Here is a 15,302-nt window from a genome sequence, read left to right as displayed (position 1 = left end):
GCCCGGTATCGGCGGCAGACTTGTGTCCATGGCCCGCCCCCTCGCCCGCGTCCTCGCCCTGCTGGAGCTCCTGCAGTCGGGCGGCATCCGCACCGTGCCGGAACTCGCCGGCCGGCTCGGCGTCGACGAACGCACCGTGCGGCGTTACGCCGGACACCTCATCGACCTCGACGTGCCCGTCGAGTCGGTGCGCGGCCGCTACGGCGGCTACCGGCTCGCCCCCGGGTACCGCATGCCCCCGCTCATGCTGAACGACGACGAAGCGCTCGCCGTCCTGCTCGGCCTGGTGGCGGGCCGCCGGTCCGGGCTGACGACGGCGCTGGGGTCGGCGGGCGAGACGGCGGCGGCCAAGATCCGGCGGGTGCTGCCCGAACGGCTGAGACGCGCACTGGACGCCGTACTCGAAACCCTCGCCTTCACGGCTCCGCCCGGCGAGGCGGAGCCCCCGGACTCCGCGGTGCTGCTCCCGATCGCCGACGCGGTGACCCGCCATCGGCCGGTCTCGGTCCGGTACACCGCCGCCGACGGCCGGCGCAGCGAACGCACCCTGCATCCGCACGGCATCGTCGCCCACTCGGGGAAGTGGTACGTCACGGCCGCGGACCCCGCGGCCGGGGAGGACCGGACGTTCCGGCTGGACCGCATCAGCGCCGTGAGGACCTTGCCCGGCTCGTTCGCACCGCCCACCGGACCGGACCCGGCGACGCGCGTACTGACGGGGCTCGCCACCGCTCCGTACCGGCACGAGGTGACCCTGCGCGTCCAGGGCACGGCCGAGCAGATCCGTAGCCGCCTCCCCGCCGGCCTCGCGCTCGTGGAGGAGCTGCCGCCCCCGGAGGGCGACGCCGCACGGGAGCCCGGACCGTGGGCCCGCGTCGACCTCCGCGTCGAGCGCCTCGACTGGCTGCCGGCGGTACTCGCCTCACTGGACCGGCCGTTCGTCATCGAACGGCCGGAGGAACTCCGCGGCCTCGTCGAAGCCTTCGCCGAACGCCTCGCCCACTCCGCCCGTCGCGACCCGCCGGGTGACGACAGGTCCTCCGGGATCCTGCCGGGGAGCGACTGATCGTGAAGATCCAGGACAGGCCCGTGGAGCAGCAACGCCGTTGCTCTGACGCGCCGCGGGTCAGGTGCCGTTCTTGCGCTTGGCCATGGAGTCGGCGTCTGCCTTGACGACGTACACCTCCCACGGTTCCCGGCCGGGGCCGTGGGCCCAGACCTTGTCCTGGAGGGCGTAGCAGCAGGTGGTGTCGTTTTCGACGTCGGTGGCCAGCCCGTCGTCCTGGAGGCGGGTGGTGGCGGCGCGGACGGCTTCGGTGGTGTCGACTTCGACGCCCAGGTGATCCATGCGCGTGTCCTCATCGGGCGAGCCTTGGACGAGGACGAGCTTGAGCGGTGGTTCGGTGAGGGCGAAGTTGGCGTAGCCGTCACGGAGTTTCGCCGGTTCGGTGGCGAAGAGCTTGCTGTAGAAGGCGATCGCGGCCTGGAGGTCGGGGACGCGCAGGGCGAGCTGTACACGTGACATGGGGTTCCTCCTGACTCGGTGCGGTCGCGTCCCGGCCGGCACGGGCCGGGACGCGGTGCTTCAGGACCCGCAGCAACCGCCGGACGAAGCGTCCTCGGCGACCGCGAGCGGCAGGGAGATGCCCGTGCCGATCTGTACGAGAGCGGGGGCGGCCGGGGCGCAGCAGCCGTCCGGGCCGGACTGGCCGGCGGCGGGGTCGTCGAAGAGCCCGGCGCCGCCGCAGACCCCGGTCTCGGGCAGGGTGAGTTCGACGCGGTCGGCGGCCTCGGTGTCGCCGGCGAGGGCGGCGGCGACGGAACGGACCTGTTCGTAGCCGGTCAGGGCGAGGAAGGTCGGGGCGCGGCCGTAGGACTTCATGCCGACCAGGTAGACGCCGGGTTCGGGGTGGGAGAGTTCGCGGTGGCCGTGCGGGTACACCGTTCCGCAGGAGTGCTGGTTCGGGTCGATGAGCGGGGCGAGCTCCACCGGCGCCTGCAGGCGCTCGTCCAGAGCGAGGCGGAGTTCGGACAGGAAGGACAGGTCGGGGCGCAGGCCCGTGAGGACGATGACCTCGTCCACCGGGTCGAGGCGCCGGCCGTCCTCGCCGGCCAGGATCAGGCGGCCGTCGGCGGTGGGCCGGAGGGTCTCGGTGCGAAAGCCGGTGACGGCGTCGGCGTATCCGTCGTCGACGGCGGCCTTCGCCGCCAGGCCCAGGGCGCCGCGTGCGGGGAGCTGGTCGGCGGAGCCGCCGCCGAAGGTGGAGCCGCTGATGCCGCGACGCAGGATCCACGTCGCGTGCGTACCCGGTTCGTCCTTCGCCAGGCCGGCCAGGCCGGCAAGAGCGGTGAACGCGGAGGCTCCGGAGCCGATGACGGCGGTGCGCCGTCCCGCGTACCGGGCGCGGACCGCGGGGTCCCTGAGGTCGGGGATGCGGTACGAGACGCGGGCGGACGCGGCGTGCTCGCCCAGGGCGGGGAGGCCGTCGGCACCGATCGGGCTCGGTGTGGACCAGGTGCCGGACGCGTCGATCACGGCGCGGCCCAGGACCCGCTCCTCGGTGCCGTCGGCGAGCGCGAGGCGAACGGTGAAGGGCTGCCGCTCCCGGTCGGCGTCGACGATCCGGTCACGGCCGAGGCGGGAGACACCGGTGACGGTGGCGCCGTAGCGGACCTGGTCGCCGAGGGTGTCGGCGAGCGGCTGGAGGTACCGCTCGGCCCACTGGCCACCGGTGGGGTAGGCGTCCGCGGCGGGCTTGGCCCAGCCGGCCGCCGCCAGCAGCTTCTCGGCGGCCGGGTCGGTGAGCTCGCTCCAGGTGGAGAACAGCCGTACGTGCGACCAGCCGCGCACCGCGGTGGCGGCCGTGGGGCCGGCTTCCACCACCAAGGGCTCGATTCCGCGCTCGACGAGGTGAGCGGCGGCCGCCAGTCCGGTGGGGCCGGCACCGATGACGATGACAGGAAGGTCTGCGGTGGTCATGGCGGTGATGTCCTCCAGAACGGGCGACCACACCCGGGTCGCTGATTCGATCACTGTCTATGTATGGAGCTTGCCACTGGTATCGATGGGTGTCAACATAGACGCATGTCGAATTCAGAGGTCGCGGAGCTGCCGGTACCGGACGCCGGAACGGTGGTGCCGTGCTGTCCGCCGATCACCGCGGGCGAGCTGTCGCAGGGCGACGCGGAGAAGATGGCCGTGATGTTCAAGGCCCTGTCCGACCCGGTGCGGCTGCGCCTGTTCTCCAAGGTCGCGTCGCATGCGGGCGGCGAGGCGTGCGTGTGCGACATCTCCGACGTCGGCGTCTCCCAGCCGACCGTGTCCCACCACCTGAAGAAGCTGCGCGAGGCCGGCCTGCTGACCTCGGAGCGGCGGGGGACCTGGGTCTACTACCGGGTCGCCCCCTCGGTCGTCGGGGCCATGTCCGCCATGCTCGACCTGCGCGGCTGACCCGCCGCCCGAGCCTGCCCGTCGGTCCTCGCGCCGCTGGGCCGGCAGCGCCTCAGGAGCCTCCCGCCGAGGCGCCCGGGGCGGACGGGGTGAACCTCTTGCGCCAGGCCAGCGCTACGTACACCAGGCCGATCAGCACCGGGACCTCGATCAGCGGACCCACCACGCCGGACAACGCCTGGCCGGAGGTGACCCCGAAGGTGGCGATGGCGACGGCGATGGCCAGCTCGAAGTTGTTGCCCGCGGCGGTGAACGCGAGCGTGGCGGTGCGGTCGTACGCGAGGCCGAGGCCCTTGCCGAGGAGGAAGGTCCCGAAGAACATGACCGCGAAGTAGGCCAGCAGCGGCAGCGCGATCCGTACGACGTCCAGCGGCTGCGAGGTGATCGTCCTGCCCTGAAGGGCGAACAGGACGACGATCGTGAACAGCAGCCCGTACAGCGCCCACGGCCCGATCCTCGGCAGGAACTTCTGCTCGTAGGCGGCGCGGCCCCTCTTCTGCTCGCCGACGCGGCGGGTGAGGAAGCCGGCCAGCAGCGGGACGCCGAGGAAGACGACGACGTTCAGCGCGATGCGCCAGACGGACACGTCCAGGCCCTGGCCGTCGCCGAGGTCCATCCAGCGGGGCAGCAGGTCGAGGTAGAACCAGCCCAGCAGGCCGAACGCGAACACCTGGAACACCGAGTTCAGGGCGACGAGGACAGCGGCGGCCTCGCGGTCGCCGCAGGCGAGGTCGTTCCAGATGATGACCATGGCGATGCACCGGGCGAGGCCGACGATGATCAGGCCGGTGCGGTACTCGGGCAGGTCGGGCAGGAAGATCCATGCCAGGGCGAACATCAACGCAGGTCCGACGATCCAGTTGACGACCAGCGAGGACACCATCAGTGTGCGGTCACCGGTGACGCTGTCGAGCCGGTCGTAGCGGACCTTGGCCAGCACCGGGTACATCATGACCAGCAGACCGAGCGCGATCGGCAGGGAGATGCCGCCCACCTCGATCTTCGCCAGCGCGTCGTTCATGCCCGGGACCAGGCGTCCCAGCCCGAGGCCGACAGCCATGGCGAGCAGGATCCACATCGCGAGGTAACGGTCGAGGGTGGAGAGCTTCCCGGTGATCGAGTCCGAGCCGCCGGCCGGAGCGGGCGCGGTGGTGGGCTCGGAGGAGGTCACGGGCAGGCCCTCTTGTTCCCGGAAGCGGTACGGGCGGACTCGGCCAGCGCCGCGAACTGCTCGGAGAGGCCGGCGAGGACCTCGGGGCGCAGCTTGTAGTAGGTGAAGCGGCCACACGGCTCGGTCTCCACCACGCCGGCCTCGCGCAGGACCTTCATGTGGTTGGACAGGTTCGTCTGCTTCGCGCCGGTCTCCTCGACCAGGTGGGTCGTGCAGAGCGTCTCGCGCGCCAGCAGGGTGACGATCTGGAGGCGGAGCGGATCGCCCAGTACCCGCAGCAGATCAGGATCGACTGAAGTCAGCATGCGCTGATACTTTCACATCATCGCCCGCTGATATCACGGTGGGCTGAAGTCATGGGCGGGCGCGTCCCGCCGTGCGACGAGAGAGAACGATCACTATGGCCGACTCCGCCGGCAAGCCGTCCGTCCTGTTCGTCTGCGTCCACAACGCCGGCCGCTCCCAGATGGCGGCCGCCTGGCTGACCCATCTGGCAGGGGACCGCGTCGAGGTCCGCTCCGCCGGGTCGGACCCGGGGGCCTCGGTCAACCCCGCCGCCGTAGAGGCGATGGCCGAGGTCGGCATCGACATCGCCGCCGCGACCCCGAAGATCCTCACCACCGATGCCGTCCGGGACTCCGACGTGTGCGTCACGATGGGTTGCGGCGACACCTGCCCCGTCTTCCCGGGAAAGCGTTACCTCGACTGGAAGCTCGACGACCCGGCCGGCCGGGGCGTGGAGGCCGTCCGCCCCATCCGTGACGAGATCAGGGTTCTCGTCGAGGGTCTGATCGAGGAGATCGCCCCGCAGGCGGCGTGAACCACGAGCCGGACGTCACCTGCCCCGCCGCCGATCGCTCGCCGGCCGGGACTTCGCCGACGGCTCCCTGACCCCCTCCACCGGCGTCGGGAGCGCCGGCTCGGCAGGCCGGGCGGCTCCGTCGGCGCGGGCCGGGACCTTCGGCGGTACGAGTCCGAGGGCTGAAGCGGGACTCTCGCCGGAGGCCACGCGCCTTCCCGGCCGCGAGCGACTCCCTGCTCGGACCGGCTCCCGGCCGCGAGCGACTCCCTGCTCGGACCGGCTCCCGGCCGCGAGCGACTCCCTGCTCGGACCGGCTCCCGGCCGCCAGCGACTCCCTGCTCCGACCGGCTCCCGGCCGTGAGCCCCTTCCTGCTCGGACCGAAGGATCGGGCCGGGTTCGCCCCTGCCGGTGTCGACCTTGGCGGCGGCCCCCTTCGGCATGCCCTCCTCGCCGGCTCCGCGGCCCTCGGTCGTTCGGTCGCCCGGCTGAGGGTCTGCGCCGTGACGCTCGCCACTCGCTGAAACATACCCCCGGGGGTACGAATGTTAGTGTGGATGACATACCCCGGGGGGTAATGCGACGAAAGGAGTATCGAAGTGTTCTTCGTTGACGTGATCGAGCTGGAGGGCCTGGGCAACCGCAGCTACCTCGCCGGCGGCGAGTCGGCGGCGGTGGCGGTCGACCCGCCCCGGGACATCGACCAGGTACTGGCCGCGGCCGCCCGGCGGGGGGTGCGCATCGCGCACGTGGTGGAAACCCACGTGCACAACGACTACGTCACCGGCGGTCTGGAACTGGCCCGGATCACGGGTGCCGTCTACCTGGTGCCCGCCGGCGCCCCCGTGGCCTTCGCCAGGACTCCGGTCTCCGACGGTGACACGGTCGACGTCGACACCCGGGCCGGCTTGACCCTGGCCGCCGTCGCCACACCCGGACACACGCCGCACCACACCGCTTATGTGCTGCGGGAGACGGGCCGGCCCGTCGCCGCGTTCACGGGCGGCTCGCTGCTCATCGGCACGGTCGGCCGGCCCGATCTCGTCGAGCCGCGGCTGACCGAAGGGCTGGCCCGCGCCCAGCACGCCTCGGCGCACCGGCTCGCCGACGCCCTGCCCGACGACACGGCGGTCCTGCCCACCCATGGGTTCGGCAGTTTCTGCTCCTCGGCCCAGGCGGACGGCGACACCACGACCATCGGCAAGGAGAAGGCCGCCAACACGGCTCTGACCGTGGACGTGGACACCTTCGTCGCCGAGCTGCTCGCGGGCCTCGAGGACGTGCCCGCCTACTACGCGCACATGGGACCGGCCAACGCCGCCGGTCCCGACCCGGTCGACATGACGCCGCCCGCCGTCGCCGACCCGCGGGAGATCGCCGCCAGGCTCGCGGCAGGCGAGTGGGTGGTGGACCTGCGCGGCCGAATCGCCTTCGCCGAGGGGCATGTGGCGGGCTCGTTCAACTTCGAGCTGGACGGCAAGCTCGCGACCTACCTGGCCTGGATGATCCCGTGGGGCAAGCCCGTCACCCTGCTCGCCGAGACCGCCGAGCAACTGGCCGCGGCCCAGCGCGAACTGGTCCGGGTCGGCATCGACCGGCCGGCCGCCGCCGCGACCGGAGGCCCCGCCGCGTGGCTGCCGGACGGTGAGAGCCCGGCTTCGTTCCCGCGTGCCACGTTCGCGGAACTCGCGGACCAGGACCTCGACCGGATCGTGGTGCTGGACGTACGCCGTGACTCCGAGCGCGCCGAGGGCTGGATAGCCGGCTCGGTCCACCTCCCGATCCACCAGGTGCACGGCCGGCTCGGCGAGGTGCCGGACGGCACGGTCTGGGTGCACTGCGCGGGCGGCATGCGCGCGGGAATCGCCGCCTCCCTGCTGGATGCCGCCGGACGGCAGGTGGTGGCCGTGGACGACGCCTTCGACGCCGCCGCCGACGCCGGACTGTCCGTCGTCACCGGCTGAACCTCAAGGAACCCAGGAGAAAGGCGAAACCGACGATGTTCCTCTTCAACCGCAAGGCACCGCGCCTGTCCGTGGCCGAAGCGCGCACCCGCACCGCTGGTGAGCGGCCCGAGGCCGTCCTGCTGGATGTGCGGGAGAAGCCCGAGTGGAAGGCCGGGCACGCCCCCGACGCCGTGCACGTCCCGCTGACGGGACTGCTCGCGGGCGCGGCCGTGCCGGTGTCCGCGCGGGGGCGGACGCTGGTGGTGATCTGTCGCAGCGGGCACCGCTCCCAGCAGGCCGCGAAGCTCCTGGTGGAACGGGGCGTGGACGCGGTGGATGTGAAGGGCGGCATGAACGCGTGGGCCGCCGCCGGATACCCGGTCGTCAGCGAGCGCGGGAACAGCGGCTCGACAGCGTGAGCACCCTCGTACTCGCCCTGATCGCCGGGGCCGTCATCGGTCTGGCCCTCGGTGCCCTGGGTGGCGGCGGCAGCGTGCTCGCGGTCCCTGCCCTGATCTACCTGCTCGACTTCACCCCGGCGTCGGCGACCACCGCCGCCCTGATCATCGTCGCCGCGACTTCTGCGACCGCCCTGTACGCACATGCCCGGGACGGCAACGTCGCCTGGAGGACGGGCGCGCTGTTCGCGGCGGCGGGCATCGTGCCCGCCTTCCTCGCCGGAGCCTCGGCAGGCCACCTTCCGGCTGCCGTGCTCACCGGAGCCTTCTCGGTCGTCGCCGCCCTGGCGGCCCTGCGGATGCTCCGCCCGGCCGCATCCGCGCCGCCCGAGCGGGTGCGTCCCGGCAAGGCGGCCGGCGTCGGCGCCGGACTCGGTGCCGTGACCGGATTCCTCGGCGTAGGCGGCGGGTTCCTCGCCGTGCCGGCCCTGGTGGGCGTGCTCGGCCTGCGGATGAAGCAGGCGGTGGGCACCAGCCTCCTGGTCATCACTGTCAACTCCCTGGCCGCGCTCACCGCGCGGACGGGCACGGGCGGTGACCTGCGCTGGGAGGTGATCGCACCCTTCACGGGGGCGGCGATCCTCGGCGCCTGGGACGGCAAACGCCTCGCCTCGAAGATCGCCGGACTGACCCTGCAGCGCGTCTTCGCGTTCGTACTGCTGGCTGTGGCGGCCGTGATGCTCATCGACGTGGTCGTCTGAGGCCGCCCCCCGCCGTCGGCGGGTCAGGCCAAGGACAGGAACAGTTTCTCCAGCCGGCCGCGCATCTCATCGCGGTCCTCAGGGGTACGGGTGCCGTCCTCCACCTCGGTCAGGCACTGTTGGAGTCCGGTGGCGATGATCGCGAAACCGGCCCGGTCCAGCGCCCGGGACGCGGCCGCCAGCTGCGTCACGACCTCCTCGCAGTCCCGGCCCTCCTCGATCATCCGGATGATCCCGGAGATCTGCCCCTGCGCGCGGCGCAGCCGGTTCAGGACCGCCTTCAGCTCCGCACCCGCCAGATCAAGCTCCATCATCACTCCTCATCGCATACCCCCAGGGGTAAAAATATACTCCCCGTTTTCGGGGCACGCCGAACCCAAAGGATGACACCTGCCATGACCACGCCCACCACCCTCGGCACCGGCGAGGCCCGCACCCGCCTGCCCGAACTGACCGTGATCGACGTCCGCACCCCGGGCGAATACGCCGGCGGTCACCTGCCCGGCGCCCTCAACATCCCCCTGGACCAGATCCAGCGGGCGCTGCCCGACATCCGTCACGCCGCCGAGCGCGGTGACGTCCTGGTGGTCTGCGCCTCGGGAGCCCGCTCCGAGAACGCCTGCCGCATCCTCGCCGACCACCACATCGCCAGTGCCACCCTCTCCGGCGGCACCGGCGCCTGGACCGCCGAGGGCCACGACCTCCACCGCCCCCAGGGCATCACCCGTGCCACCTGGGGCATGGAGCGCCAAGTCCGTTTCACCGCCGGGGCGATCGTCCTGATCGGCCTCCTCCTCGGGCTCCTCGTCCACCCGGCCTTCCAGATCCTCTCGGCGGCCATCGCCGCCGGACTGGTCTTCTCCGCCCTCACCAACACCTGCGGCATGGGCGCCCTGCTCGCCAAGCTCCCCCACAACCGCCCCCGCGCCGCCGACCTCGACAAAGCCCTGGCCGAGCTCCGCAACCGCTGAGCGGGAAAGAGGGCAGGGAACCGGACCTCCGCATCCCTGCCCTCCGCGCTGCGCGGACAACGATCGAAGGGGATCGGGTCACCAGGGCAGTGGCTCGGGCCGCCGATGCCACCACCAGCCCAGTTGCCGACCCCGCGACTCCGCGCCAAGGAGGAGGCCGATCAGTGAGCCTTGCGGCTCCGTGGTGAGACGGGCGTATGCGCTGTCCAGTCGCTGAAGTCCCTGTCGGAATACGGCGGCAGCGGGAGGAGGAAGGGTGCGAGAGACGGTAGTCAGCCCGTCTCGTGCGGCAGGGCTGTTGCTGGATCCGGATGAGGTGGTCTCGCTCCAGCCGCTTCCCTGGCTGTCCGCCGCCATGAGGACGATCCCGGCGCTGCCCAGCAGGGCTGCGGTGATGCAGGCTTCGGCGGTGATCCGGCCCTGGTACCGCCTCCGGCCATGGCCAGGTCGGCACTTGGTGGGAAGAGAGCGGCAAGGAGACATCTTGAAGGCGAGGAACCCTCGATGAGAGTGGGCGGCAGAAAGTTGTCCTGCCTCCAGACGGAAGAGCATCCGTCCGTGGTGCATCGGCCTGCGGTCGGACCCGGCGCGGTAGTACCGGAAAATGCTGGGCGAGCTATTGGGCTGACCGGCGCAGGAGTCGGCCCCCGCCCCGGGCTCTCCAAGGCGCCCCCGGAAACCACTCAGGGGCCTGATCCACTCAGTGGATCAGGCCCCTGACCTGGTCTTACGGCTGTCGGGGTGGCGGGATTTGAACCCACGACCTCTTCGTCCCGAACGAAGCGCGCTGCCAAGCTGCGCTACACCCCGATCGCCGCCGGTCTCCCGGCGACATCGATTACTTTAGCCCACCGGCGGCCGGAGACGAAATCCGCTTTTTGTGCCGATCGCGCGGGTGCTCGCAGCCACAGACCGTACGCAAGCGGTCACACGTCCCGTGCCGTCAAGGTCAGCAAGGTCGCCTCCGGGGGGCAGGCGAAGCGGACCGGGGTGTAGCGGTTCGTGCCGCAGCCCGCCGAGACGTGGAGGTAGGCGCGGTGGCCGTCGGCCGTGTGGCTGGAGAGGCCCTTCACCCGGTCCGTGTCCAGGTCGCAGTTGGTGACCAGCGCCCCGTAGAAGGGGATGCAGAGCTGGCCCCCATGGGTGTGGCCGGCCAGGATCAGCGGGTAGCCGTCCGCGGTGAAGGCGTCGAGTGAGCGCAGGTAGGGGGCGTGGACCACGGCGATGGAGAGGTCGGCGCCCGTCTCGGGGCCGCCCGAGACCTCCGCGTAGCGGTCGCGCTTGATGTGCGGGTCGTCGAGGCCGGTGAAGGCCAGCTCCAGGCCGTCGAGCTTCAGCCGGCCCCGGGTGTTGGACAGGTTCAGCCAGCCCGCTTCGTCGAAGGCGTCGCGCATCGGTTCCCACGGGTTGTGGACGACGCCGACCGCCGGGGCGTTCCCGTTGAGACCGTGCTTGCCCGCCGCCTTCTCGAAGAGGTAGCGGGCGGGGTTGCGGAGCTTGGGGCCGTAGTAGTCGTTGGAGCCGAACACGTACACGCCCGGGAACTCCATCAGCGGGCCGAGAGCGTCGAGCAGCTCGGGTACGGCCTCCGGGTCGGAGAGGTTGTCACCGGTGTTCACGACGAAGTCCGGGCGCAGCCCCGCCAGGGACTGCAGCCAGGCCCGCTTCTTGCGCTGGCCGCTGACCATGTGCACGTCCGAGATCTGCAGGACGCGCAACGGGCGTGCTCCGTGCGGGAGTACGGGGATGGCGACCCTTCGCAGACGGAACGAGCGGGCCTCGAATCCGGCCGCGTAGGCGAGACCGGCGGCGCCGGCCGCGGCGGTGACCGCCGTGATTTTCAGGGGTACTCCGTAGCGTGCGCGCATGCGCCCATCGTCGCAGACAGGGCGTGCCCACAGGAAAACCGGCGGGCGGTGGACACCCCGCACCTGCCACAATCACCCCATGACCACGCTCAAGTCCAAGCTCAAGGAAGACCTCACCACGGCCATGAAGGCGCGCGACGAGCTGACCTCGTCCACGCTCCGGCTGACCCTCACCGCGATCACCAAGGAGGAGGTCGGCGGCAAGACGGCCCGCGAACTCTCCGACGACGAGGTGCAGAAGGTGATCGCCAAGGAGGCCAAGAAGCGCCGCGAGGCGGCCGAGGCCTTCGCGAAGGGCGGCCGGACCGAGCAGGCCGAGCGGGAGACGAAGGAGGGCGAGCTGCTCGACGCCTACCTCCCGAAGCAGCTGAGCGACGACGAGCTGACCGCGATCGTGGCGTACGCCGTCGACGAGGCGAAGGCCGCCGGGGCCGAGGGGCCGCGCGCGATGGGCGCGGTCATGAAGCTCGTGAACCCGAAGGTCGCGGGGCGCGCCGAGGGCGGCCGGGTGGCCGCCGCGGTGAAGAAGCTCCTCGCCGGCTGAGTCGACGAAACGCGGCAGGCGGCAGGCTGTGCCAAGCGGCCGCCGGAGGCACCTGGCATCGGCAAGCAGGCAGCCGGGCGGCCTACCGGCCTCCGGCACCCAGGCCTCCGGGCCTCAGGCCCCAGGCCTCCGGCCGGCCTGACAGCCCGACAACCTGCCGGGGCACCAAGCGGGCAGCCCCCAGCCGGAGCCCCAACCGGGGCAGCCCCTCGCCGCCAGCGCATAGCCGCACAGAGGCACGCAGGCACGCAGGCGCGCAGGCACCCACGCAGGCAGCGCGCCCGCAGCACCGACGGGCTCGGCACGCAGCAGACATGAAGGTGGGGCGCCCCCGAGCCGGGGGCGCCCCACCTTCATGTCTGACGGACGTACGCGGCCTGCGGCCGGCGGCCCGGTCAGGGGCCGTTCGTCCCGCCGCCGTGACCGCGGCCGTTCCCGTCGTTCCCGCCGAGCAGGTCCGGCGAGATGCTGATGCCGGGGAAGGGGGTGTCGTCGCCGGACTTGTCGTCGTCACCCGGCTTCTTCTTGTCCTGGCCCTTGCCCTTGTCCTTGTCTTCCTTCACCTTCGCCCGCGGGACATCGACCGGGTTGAAGGCCGGAGTCTCGGAGGCGTCGAGGGAGCCCGTCATCGCCGTCTTCCAGATCGGACCGGGCAGACAGCCACCGCAGACGTCCTCGTAGTACTGACCGCCGATGGTGATGTTGCTCATCGGGATCTGCTTGGCGCCGTCGCTGCCGACCCACACCGCCGTGGACAGGTTCGGCGTGTAGCCGACGAACCAGGCGTTGATGCGCTCGTCGGTCGTACCGGTCTTGCCCGCGTTGTCACGGTCACTGAGGCCGGCCGACTGGCCGGTGCCGTCCGCGACGACGCCCTTGAGCATCTGGTTGATCGTGTCGGCCGTGTGCTCGCTCATGGCCCGGTCGCACGTCGACTTCGGTACGCCGATCCGCTTGCCGTCCGGCTTGGTGACCGAGAGCAGCGCGACCGGGGAGCAGTACGTGCCCCGGTTGGCGAACGTCGCGTAGACCGAGGCCATCGCCAGAGGCGTCGACTCCTGACCGCCGAGCGTGGTGTTGGCGACCTGCCACAGCGGCTTGTTGTCGCCGCGGTTGTAGCCGACCTTCTTCGCCATCGCCAGCGTCTCGCAGAGGCCGGTCTTCTGCTCGAGCTTCGCGAAGTAGGTGTTGATCGACTTGCCCAGCGCGCTGGTCATGTCGAACATGCCCTTCTCCGATTCGAGCTCGTTCCCCACCTCCCACGGTTTGTCGTCCGCAGGCCGGTTGTCGCAGGTGCGGAAGCTCTCGCCGGGCAGCGAGATCTCGTGGGGGGTGGTGAAGCTCTGCGCCGGACTGATGCCCTTCTCCAGCGCGGCGGCAGCGGTGATGGGCTTGAAGGTCGACCCGACCTGGAAGCCGGCGTAGCTGCCGCCCATCTTGTGGTCGACGGAGAGGTTCAGCACGGTCTGGTGCTTGGCCGCGTCGAGTCCGTACGGACGGGACTGGGCCATCGCCAGGATCTGGCCCGTACCGGGCTGGACCTGGACGACCGAGGCCGCGACCTTGTCGGTCTCGTGGACCCGGGAGGTCGCCGCCTCGTTGGAGGCGGCCTGGGACCGCGGGTCCAGGGTCGTCTTGATGGTCAGTCCGCCGGTCGCCCAGAGCTTGGCGCGCTCCTTGGCGGTCTTCCCGAACACCGGATTGCTCGTGACGATCTGGCGTACGTAGTCGCAGAAGAAGCCGGATCCGCTGACCGCGGTGATGCAGCCGTTCTTCGGCCGCTTCACCTTCAGCTTGATCGGGGTCTCCTTGGCCTTGGCGGCCTCTTCCGGCGAGATGTCCCCGACGTCGGCCATCCGCTGGATGACGGTGTTGCGGCGCTTGGTCGCCTCTTCCTTGTCGTTGACGGGGTCGTAGCGGCTGGGTGACTGCACGATGCCGGCGAGCATCGCAGCCTCCTCCAGCTTCAGGTCCTTCGCCGACTTGGAGAAGTAGCGCTGGGAGGCCGCCTCGACGCCGTACGCCTGCTGCCCGAAGAAGGTGATGTTGAGGTAGTTCTCCAGGATCTTCTTCTTGCCGAGCTCTTCCTCGACCTGGATCGCGTACTTCAGCTCCTGGACCTTGCGGCCCAGCGTCTGCTGGGTTGCCTGGGCGACCTTGGTCGGGTCGTCACCGGCCTCCTCGACGAAGACGTTCTTCACGTACTGCTGGGTGAGGGTCGACGCGCCCTGCGCGGTCCCGCCCGCCTGTACGTTGCGGTTCATCGCCCGCAGGATGCCCTTGAGGTCGACGGCGCCGTGCTCGTAGAAGCGGGCGTCCTCGATCGCGATGATCGCCTTCTGCATGTACGGGGAGATCTTCGTCAGCGGCACCACGGTCCGGTCCCGCGAGTAGACCGTGGCGATCTGGCCGCCCTGGTTGTCCAGGATCGTGGTGCGCTGGCTCAGCGGCGGAGTCTTGAGGTTGGCCGGGATCTCGTCGAATCCGTCGACCGTCCCCTTCGCGGCGAGACCCAGTGCTCCGGCGGCCGGCAGCGCGATGCCCGCCATGACCACTCCGGAGAGTGCGGCGACACCGAGGAACTTGGCGGCCTGCTGGGTCGTCGTGAGACCCCCGCCCGAGCGCTTCTTTGGCATGGGGGCAGCCTACGTTCTCATTCGCCGGACACACGTATATGCCTTGGCCTAAGCTGCTCTCAACTGTCACAGCAGTCCGGTTTCGTATCAACCCCCCTGCATGACCCTGTGCATGACCCGGCCACGAGTTCAGGCGCTCCCGAAATCGCCTCGTGTGTCATCGACCGTCCGTTATGGCTCAGGTGATCTGTCCCGATTCTTCCGGGATAGTCCTGCATGTCCTTGCATCACTCCCCTGGGTGATCTGCCGCGTACGCATAGTCCGTTCGGGCCATTCAAGATTGGGCCCGAAGGGGGTGTTGTGCTGTCGCCACCTTCCGTAACGTCCTCAACTGGCAGCGGTGAATATGCCGCTACCGCCGTGGGGGAGCCTCGATTCGGGAGAGGACGGCGCCGGGATGGGCTGGGTAACCGACTGGAGTGCGCAGGCAGCCTGCCGCACTACCGATCCGGATGAACTGTTCGTACAAGGGGCAGCGCAGAACAGGGCCAAGGCGGTGTGCACCGGTTGCCCGGTGCGGACCGAGTGCCTTGCGGACGCGCTCGACAATCGCGTCGAATTCGGCGTGTGGGGTGGAATGACCGAGCGGGAGCGCCGCGCACTGCTGCGCCGGCGCCCGACGGTCACGTCCTGGCGCCGGTTGCTGGAGACCGCGCGCAGCGAGTACGAGCGGTCCACGGGCATCCTGCCCGTGGCGATCGGGCTGGAGGACGACGAACTGCACGAGACGCTCGCCGCCGTGGGGTAGTCCCGGG

Annotated in this window: 16 protein-coding genes and 1 tRNA gene; 9 read left to right on the top strand and 8 right to left on the bottom strand. The window is 70.9% G+C overall.

Annotation, left to right across the window (positions count from 1 at the left end; genetic code table 11):
• The first annotated feature begins 28 nt into the window (after positions 1 to 28).
• Entirely contained in the window at positions 29 to 1,066 is a 1,038-nt protein-coding gene (locus E6R60_RS12410; protein ID WP_136326552.1) for a YafY family protein, read from the top strand.
• A gap of 60 nt (positions 1,067 to 1,126) precedes the next feature.
• Here the strand turns inward: E6R60_RS12410 and E6R60_RS12405 are convergent, their stop codons facing one another.
• Together E6R60_RS12405 and E6R60_RS12400 are read right to left on the bottom strand one after the other, a co-directional pair.
• Positions 1,127 to 1,525: an ArsI/CadI family heavy metal resistance metalloenzyme gene (locus E6R60_RS12405; RefSeq protein WP_136326551.1), complete on the bottom strand. Its 399-nt coding sequence runs from the start codon at positions 1,523 to 1,525 to the stop codon at positions 1,127 to 1,129.
• Between the two features lie 60 nt (positions 1,526 to 1,585).
• Positions 1,586 to 2,980 carry an NAD(P)-binding domain-containing protein gene (locus E6R60_RS12400; RefSeq protein ID WP_136326775.1) on the bottom strand — a complete coding sequence of 465 codons (1,395 nt, stop codon included), beginning with the start codon at positions 2,978 to 2,980 and terminating at the stop codon, positions 1,586 to 1,588.
• Positions 2,981 to 3,085: 105 nt separating this feature from the next.
• On the opposite strand from E6R60_RS12400, the gene E6R60_RS12395 reads away from it, so the two are divergent.
• Complete coding sequence (locus E6R60_RS12395) at positions 3,086 to 3,451, top strand: metalloregulator ArsR/SmtB family transcription factor (protein ID WP_136326550.1); 366 nt, start codon at positions 3,086 to 3,088, stop codon at positions 3,449 to 3,451.
• 52 nt (positions 3,452 to 3,503) lie between these two features.
• Here E6R60_RS12395 and arsB read toward each other — a convergent pair whose 3' ends face one another.
• Positions 3,504 to 4,622: an ACR3 family arsenite efflux transporter gene (gene arsB, locus E6R60_RS12390; protein WP_136326549.1), complete on the bottom strand. Its 1,119-nt coding sequence runs from the start codon at positions 4,620 to 4,622 to the stop codon at positions 3,504 to 3,506.
• Positions 4,619 to 4,927 carry a metalloregulator ArsR/SmtB family transcription factor gene (locus E6R60_RS12385; protein WP_136326548.1) on the bottom strand — a complete coding sequence of 103 codons (309 nt, stop codon included), beginning with the start codon at positions 4,925 to 4,927 and terminating at the stop codon, positions 4,619 to 4,621. Before E6R60_RS12385 ends, arsB begins: the two co-directional genes overlap by 4 nt.
• Before the next feature lie 95 nt (positions 4,928 to 5,022).
• On the opposite strand from E6R60_RS12385, the gene E6R60_RS12380 reads away from it, so the two are divergent.
• From E6R60_RS12380 to E6R60_RS12365, 4 genes are all read left to right on the top strand, one after another.
• Positions 5,023 to 5,442: an arsenate reductase ArsC gene (locus tag E6R60_RS12380; protein ID WP_136326547.1), complete on the top strand. Its 420-nt coding sequence runs from the start codon at positions 5,023 to 5,025 to the stop codon at positions 5,440 to 5,442.
• Positions 5,443 to 6,021: 579 nt separating this feature from the next.
• Complete coding sequence (locus E6R60_RS12375) at positions 6,022 to 7,386, top strand: MBL fold metallo-hydrolase (RefSeq protein WP_136326546.1); 1,365 nt, start codon at positions 6,022 to 6,024, stop codon at positions 7,384 to 7,386.
• 35 nt (positions 7,387 to 7,421) lie between these two features.
• Positions 7,422 to 7,787: a rhodanese-like domain-containing protein gene (locus E6R60_RS12370; RefSeq protein WP_136326545.1), complete on the top strand. Its 366-nt coding sequence runs from the start codon at positions 7,422 to 7,424 to the stop codon at positions 7,785 to 7,787.
• Positions 7,784 to 8,527, top strand: coding sequence for a sulfite exporter TauE/SafE family protein (locus E6R60_RS12365; RefSeq protein ID WP_136326544.1), 744 nt, complete (start codon positions 7,784 to 7,786; stop codon positions 8,525 to 8,527). Before E6R60_RS12370 ends, E6R60_RS12365 begins: the two co-directional genes overlap by 4 nt.
• Before the next feature lie 23 nt (positions 8,528 to 8,550).
• Here the strand turns inward: E6R60_RS12365 and E6R60_RS12360 are convergent, their stop codons facing one another.
• Positions 8,551 to 8,838: a metal-sensitive transcriptional regulator gene (locus tag E6R60_RS12360; RefSeq protein ID WP_136326774.1), complete on the bottom strand. Its 288-nt coding sequence runs from the start codon at positions 8,836 to 8,838 to the stop codon at positions 8,551 to 8,553.
• 84 nt (positions 8,839 to 8,922) lie between these two features.
• Here E6R60_RS12360 and E6R60_RS12355 point away from each other — a divergent pair, with 84 nt between their 5' ends.
• Positions 8,923 to 9,498, top strand: coding sequence for a rhodanese-like domain-containing protein (locus E6R60_RS12355; RefSeq protein ID WP_136326543.1), 576 nt, complete (start codon positions 8,923 to 8,925; stop codon positions 9,496 to 9,498).
• 736 nt (positions 9,499 to 10,234) lie between these two features.
• On the opposite strand, the gene E6R60_RS12350 is transcribed toward E6R60_RS12355, so the two are convergent.
• Positions 10,235 to 10,308 (bottom strand) — tRNA-Pro (locus tag E6R60_RS12350).
• A gap of 116 nt (positions 10,309 to 10,424) precedes the next feature.
• Positions 10,425 to 11,366, bottom strand: a complete 942-nt coding sequence (locus tag E6R60_RS12345) for a metallophosphoesterase (RefSeq protein ID WP_136326542.1) — start codon at positions 11,364 to 11,366, stop codon at positions 10,425 to 10,427.
• A gap of 79 nt (positions 11,367 to 11,445) precedes the next feature.
• Between E6R60_RS12345 and E6R60_RS12340 the strand changes: the two genes are divergently transcribed.
• Positions 11,446 to 11,910, top strand: a complete 465-nt coding sequence (locus E6R60_RS12340) for a GatB/YqeY domain-containing protein (protein ID WP_136326541.1) — start codon at positions 11,446 to 11,448, stop codon at positions 11,908 to 11,910.
• A gap of 395 nt (positions 11,911 to 12,305) precedes the next feature.
• Here E6R60_RS12340 and E6R60_RS12335 read toward each other — a convergent pair whose 3' ends face one another.
• Entirely contained in the window at positions 12,306 to 14,546 is a 2,241-nt protein-coding gene (locus E6R60_RS12335) for a transglycosylase domain-containing protein (RefSeq protein ID WP_136326540.1), read from the bottom strand.
• 398 nt (positions 14,547 to 14,944) lie between these two features.
• Between E6R60_RS12335 and E6R60_RS12325 the strand changes: the two genes are divergently transcribed.
• Entirely contained in the window at positions 14,945 to 15,295 is a 351-nt protein-coding gene (locus E6R60_RS12325; protein ID WP_185092287.1) for a WhiB family transcriptional regulator, read from the top strand.
• Positions 15,296 to 15,302 lie beyond the last annotated feature (7 nt).

The organism is Streptomyces sp. A0642 (assembly GCF_004795105.1).
GTDB lineage: Bacteria > Actinomycetota > Actinomycetes > Streptomycetales > Streptomycetaceae > Streptomyces.
The sequence above is the reverse complement of the archived record's forward strand: the minus strand, read 5'-3'. Positions and strand labels throughout refer to the sequence as shown.

Excerpts from the sequence above, each read along its gene's own strand:
- E6R60_RS12410 (WP_136326552.1), top strand. The coding sequence starts at position 29 with ATGGCCCGCCCCCTCGCCCGCGTCCTCGCCCTGCTGGAGCTCCTGCAG.
- E6R60_RS12405 (WP_136326551.1), bottom strand. The coding sequence starts at position 1,525 with ATGTCACGTGTACAGCTCGCCCTGCGCGTCCCCGACCTCCAGGCCGCG.
- E6R60_RS12400 (WP_136326775.1), bottom strand. The coding sequence starts at position 2,980 with ATGACCACCGCAGACCTTCCTGTCATCGTCATCGGTGCCGGCCCCACC.
- E6R60_RS12395 (WP_136326550.1), top strand. The coding sequence starts at position 3,086 with ATGTCGAATTCAGAGGTCGCGGAGCTGCCGGTACCGGACGCCGGAACG.
- E6R60_RS12385 (WP_136326548.1), bottom strand. The coding sequence starts at position 4,927 with ATGCTGACTTCAGTCGATCCTGATCTGCTGCGGGTACTGGGCGATCCG.
- E6R60_RS12380 (WP_136326547.1), top strand. The coding sequence starts at position 5,023 with ATGGCCGACTCCGCCGGCAAGCCGTCCGTCCTGTTCGTCTGCGTCCAC.
- E6R60_RS12370 (WP_136326545.1), top strand. The coding sequence starts at position 7,422 with ATGTTCCTCTTCAACCGCAAGGCACCGCGCCTGTCCGTGGCCGAAGCG.
- E6R60_RS12360 (WP_136326774.1), bottom strand. The coding sequence starts at position 8,838 with ATGGAGCTTGATCTGGCGGGTGCGGAGCTGAAGGCGGTCCTGAACCGG.
- E6R60_RS12355 (WP_136326543.1), top strand. The coding sequence starts at position 8,923 with ATGACCACGCCCACCACCCTCGGCACCGGCGAGGCCCGCACCCGCCTG.
- E6R60_RS12345 (WP_136326542.1), bottom strand. The coding sequence starts at position 11,366 with ATGCGCGCACGCTACGGAGTACCCCTGAAAATCACGGCGGTCACCGCC.
- E6R60_RS12340 (WP_136326541.1), top strand. The coding sequence starts at position 11,446 with ATGACCACGCTCAAGTCCAAGCTCAAGGAAGACCTCACCACGGCCATG.
- E6R60_RS12335 (WP_136326540.1), bottom strand. The coding sequence starts at position 14,546 with ATGCCAAAGAAGCGCTCGGGCGGGGGTCTCACGACGACCCAGCAGGCC.
- E6R60_RS12325 (WP_185092287.1), top strand. The coding sequence starts at position 14,945 with ATGGGCTGGGTAACCGACTGGAGTGCGCAGGCAGCCTGCCGCACTACC.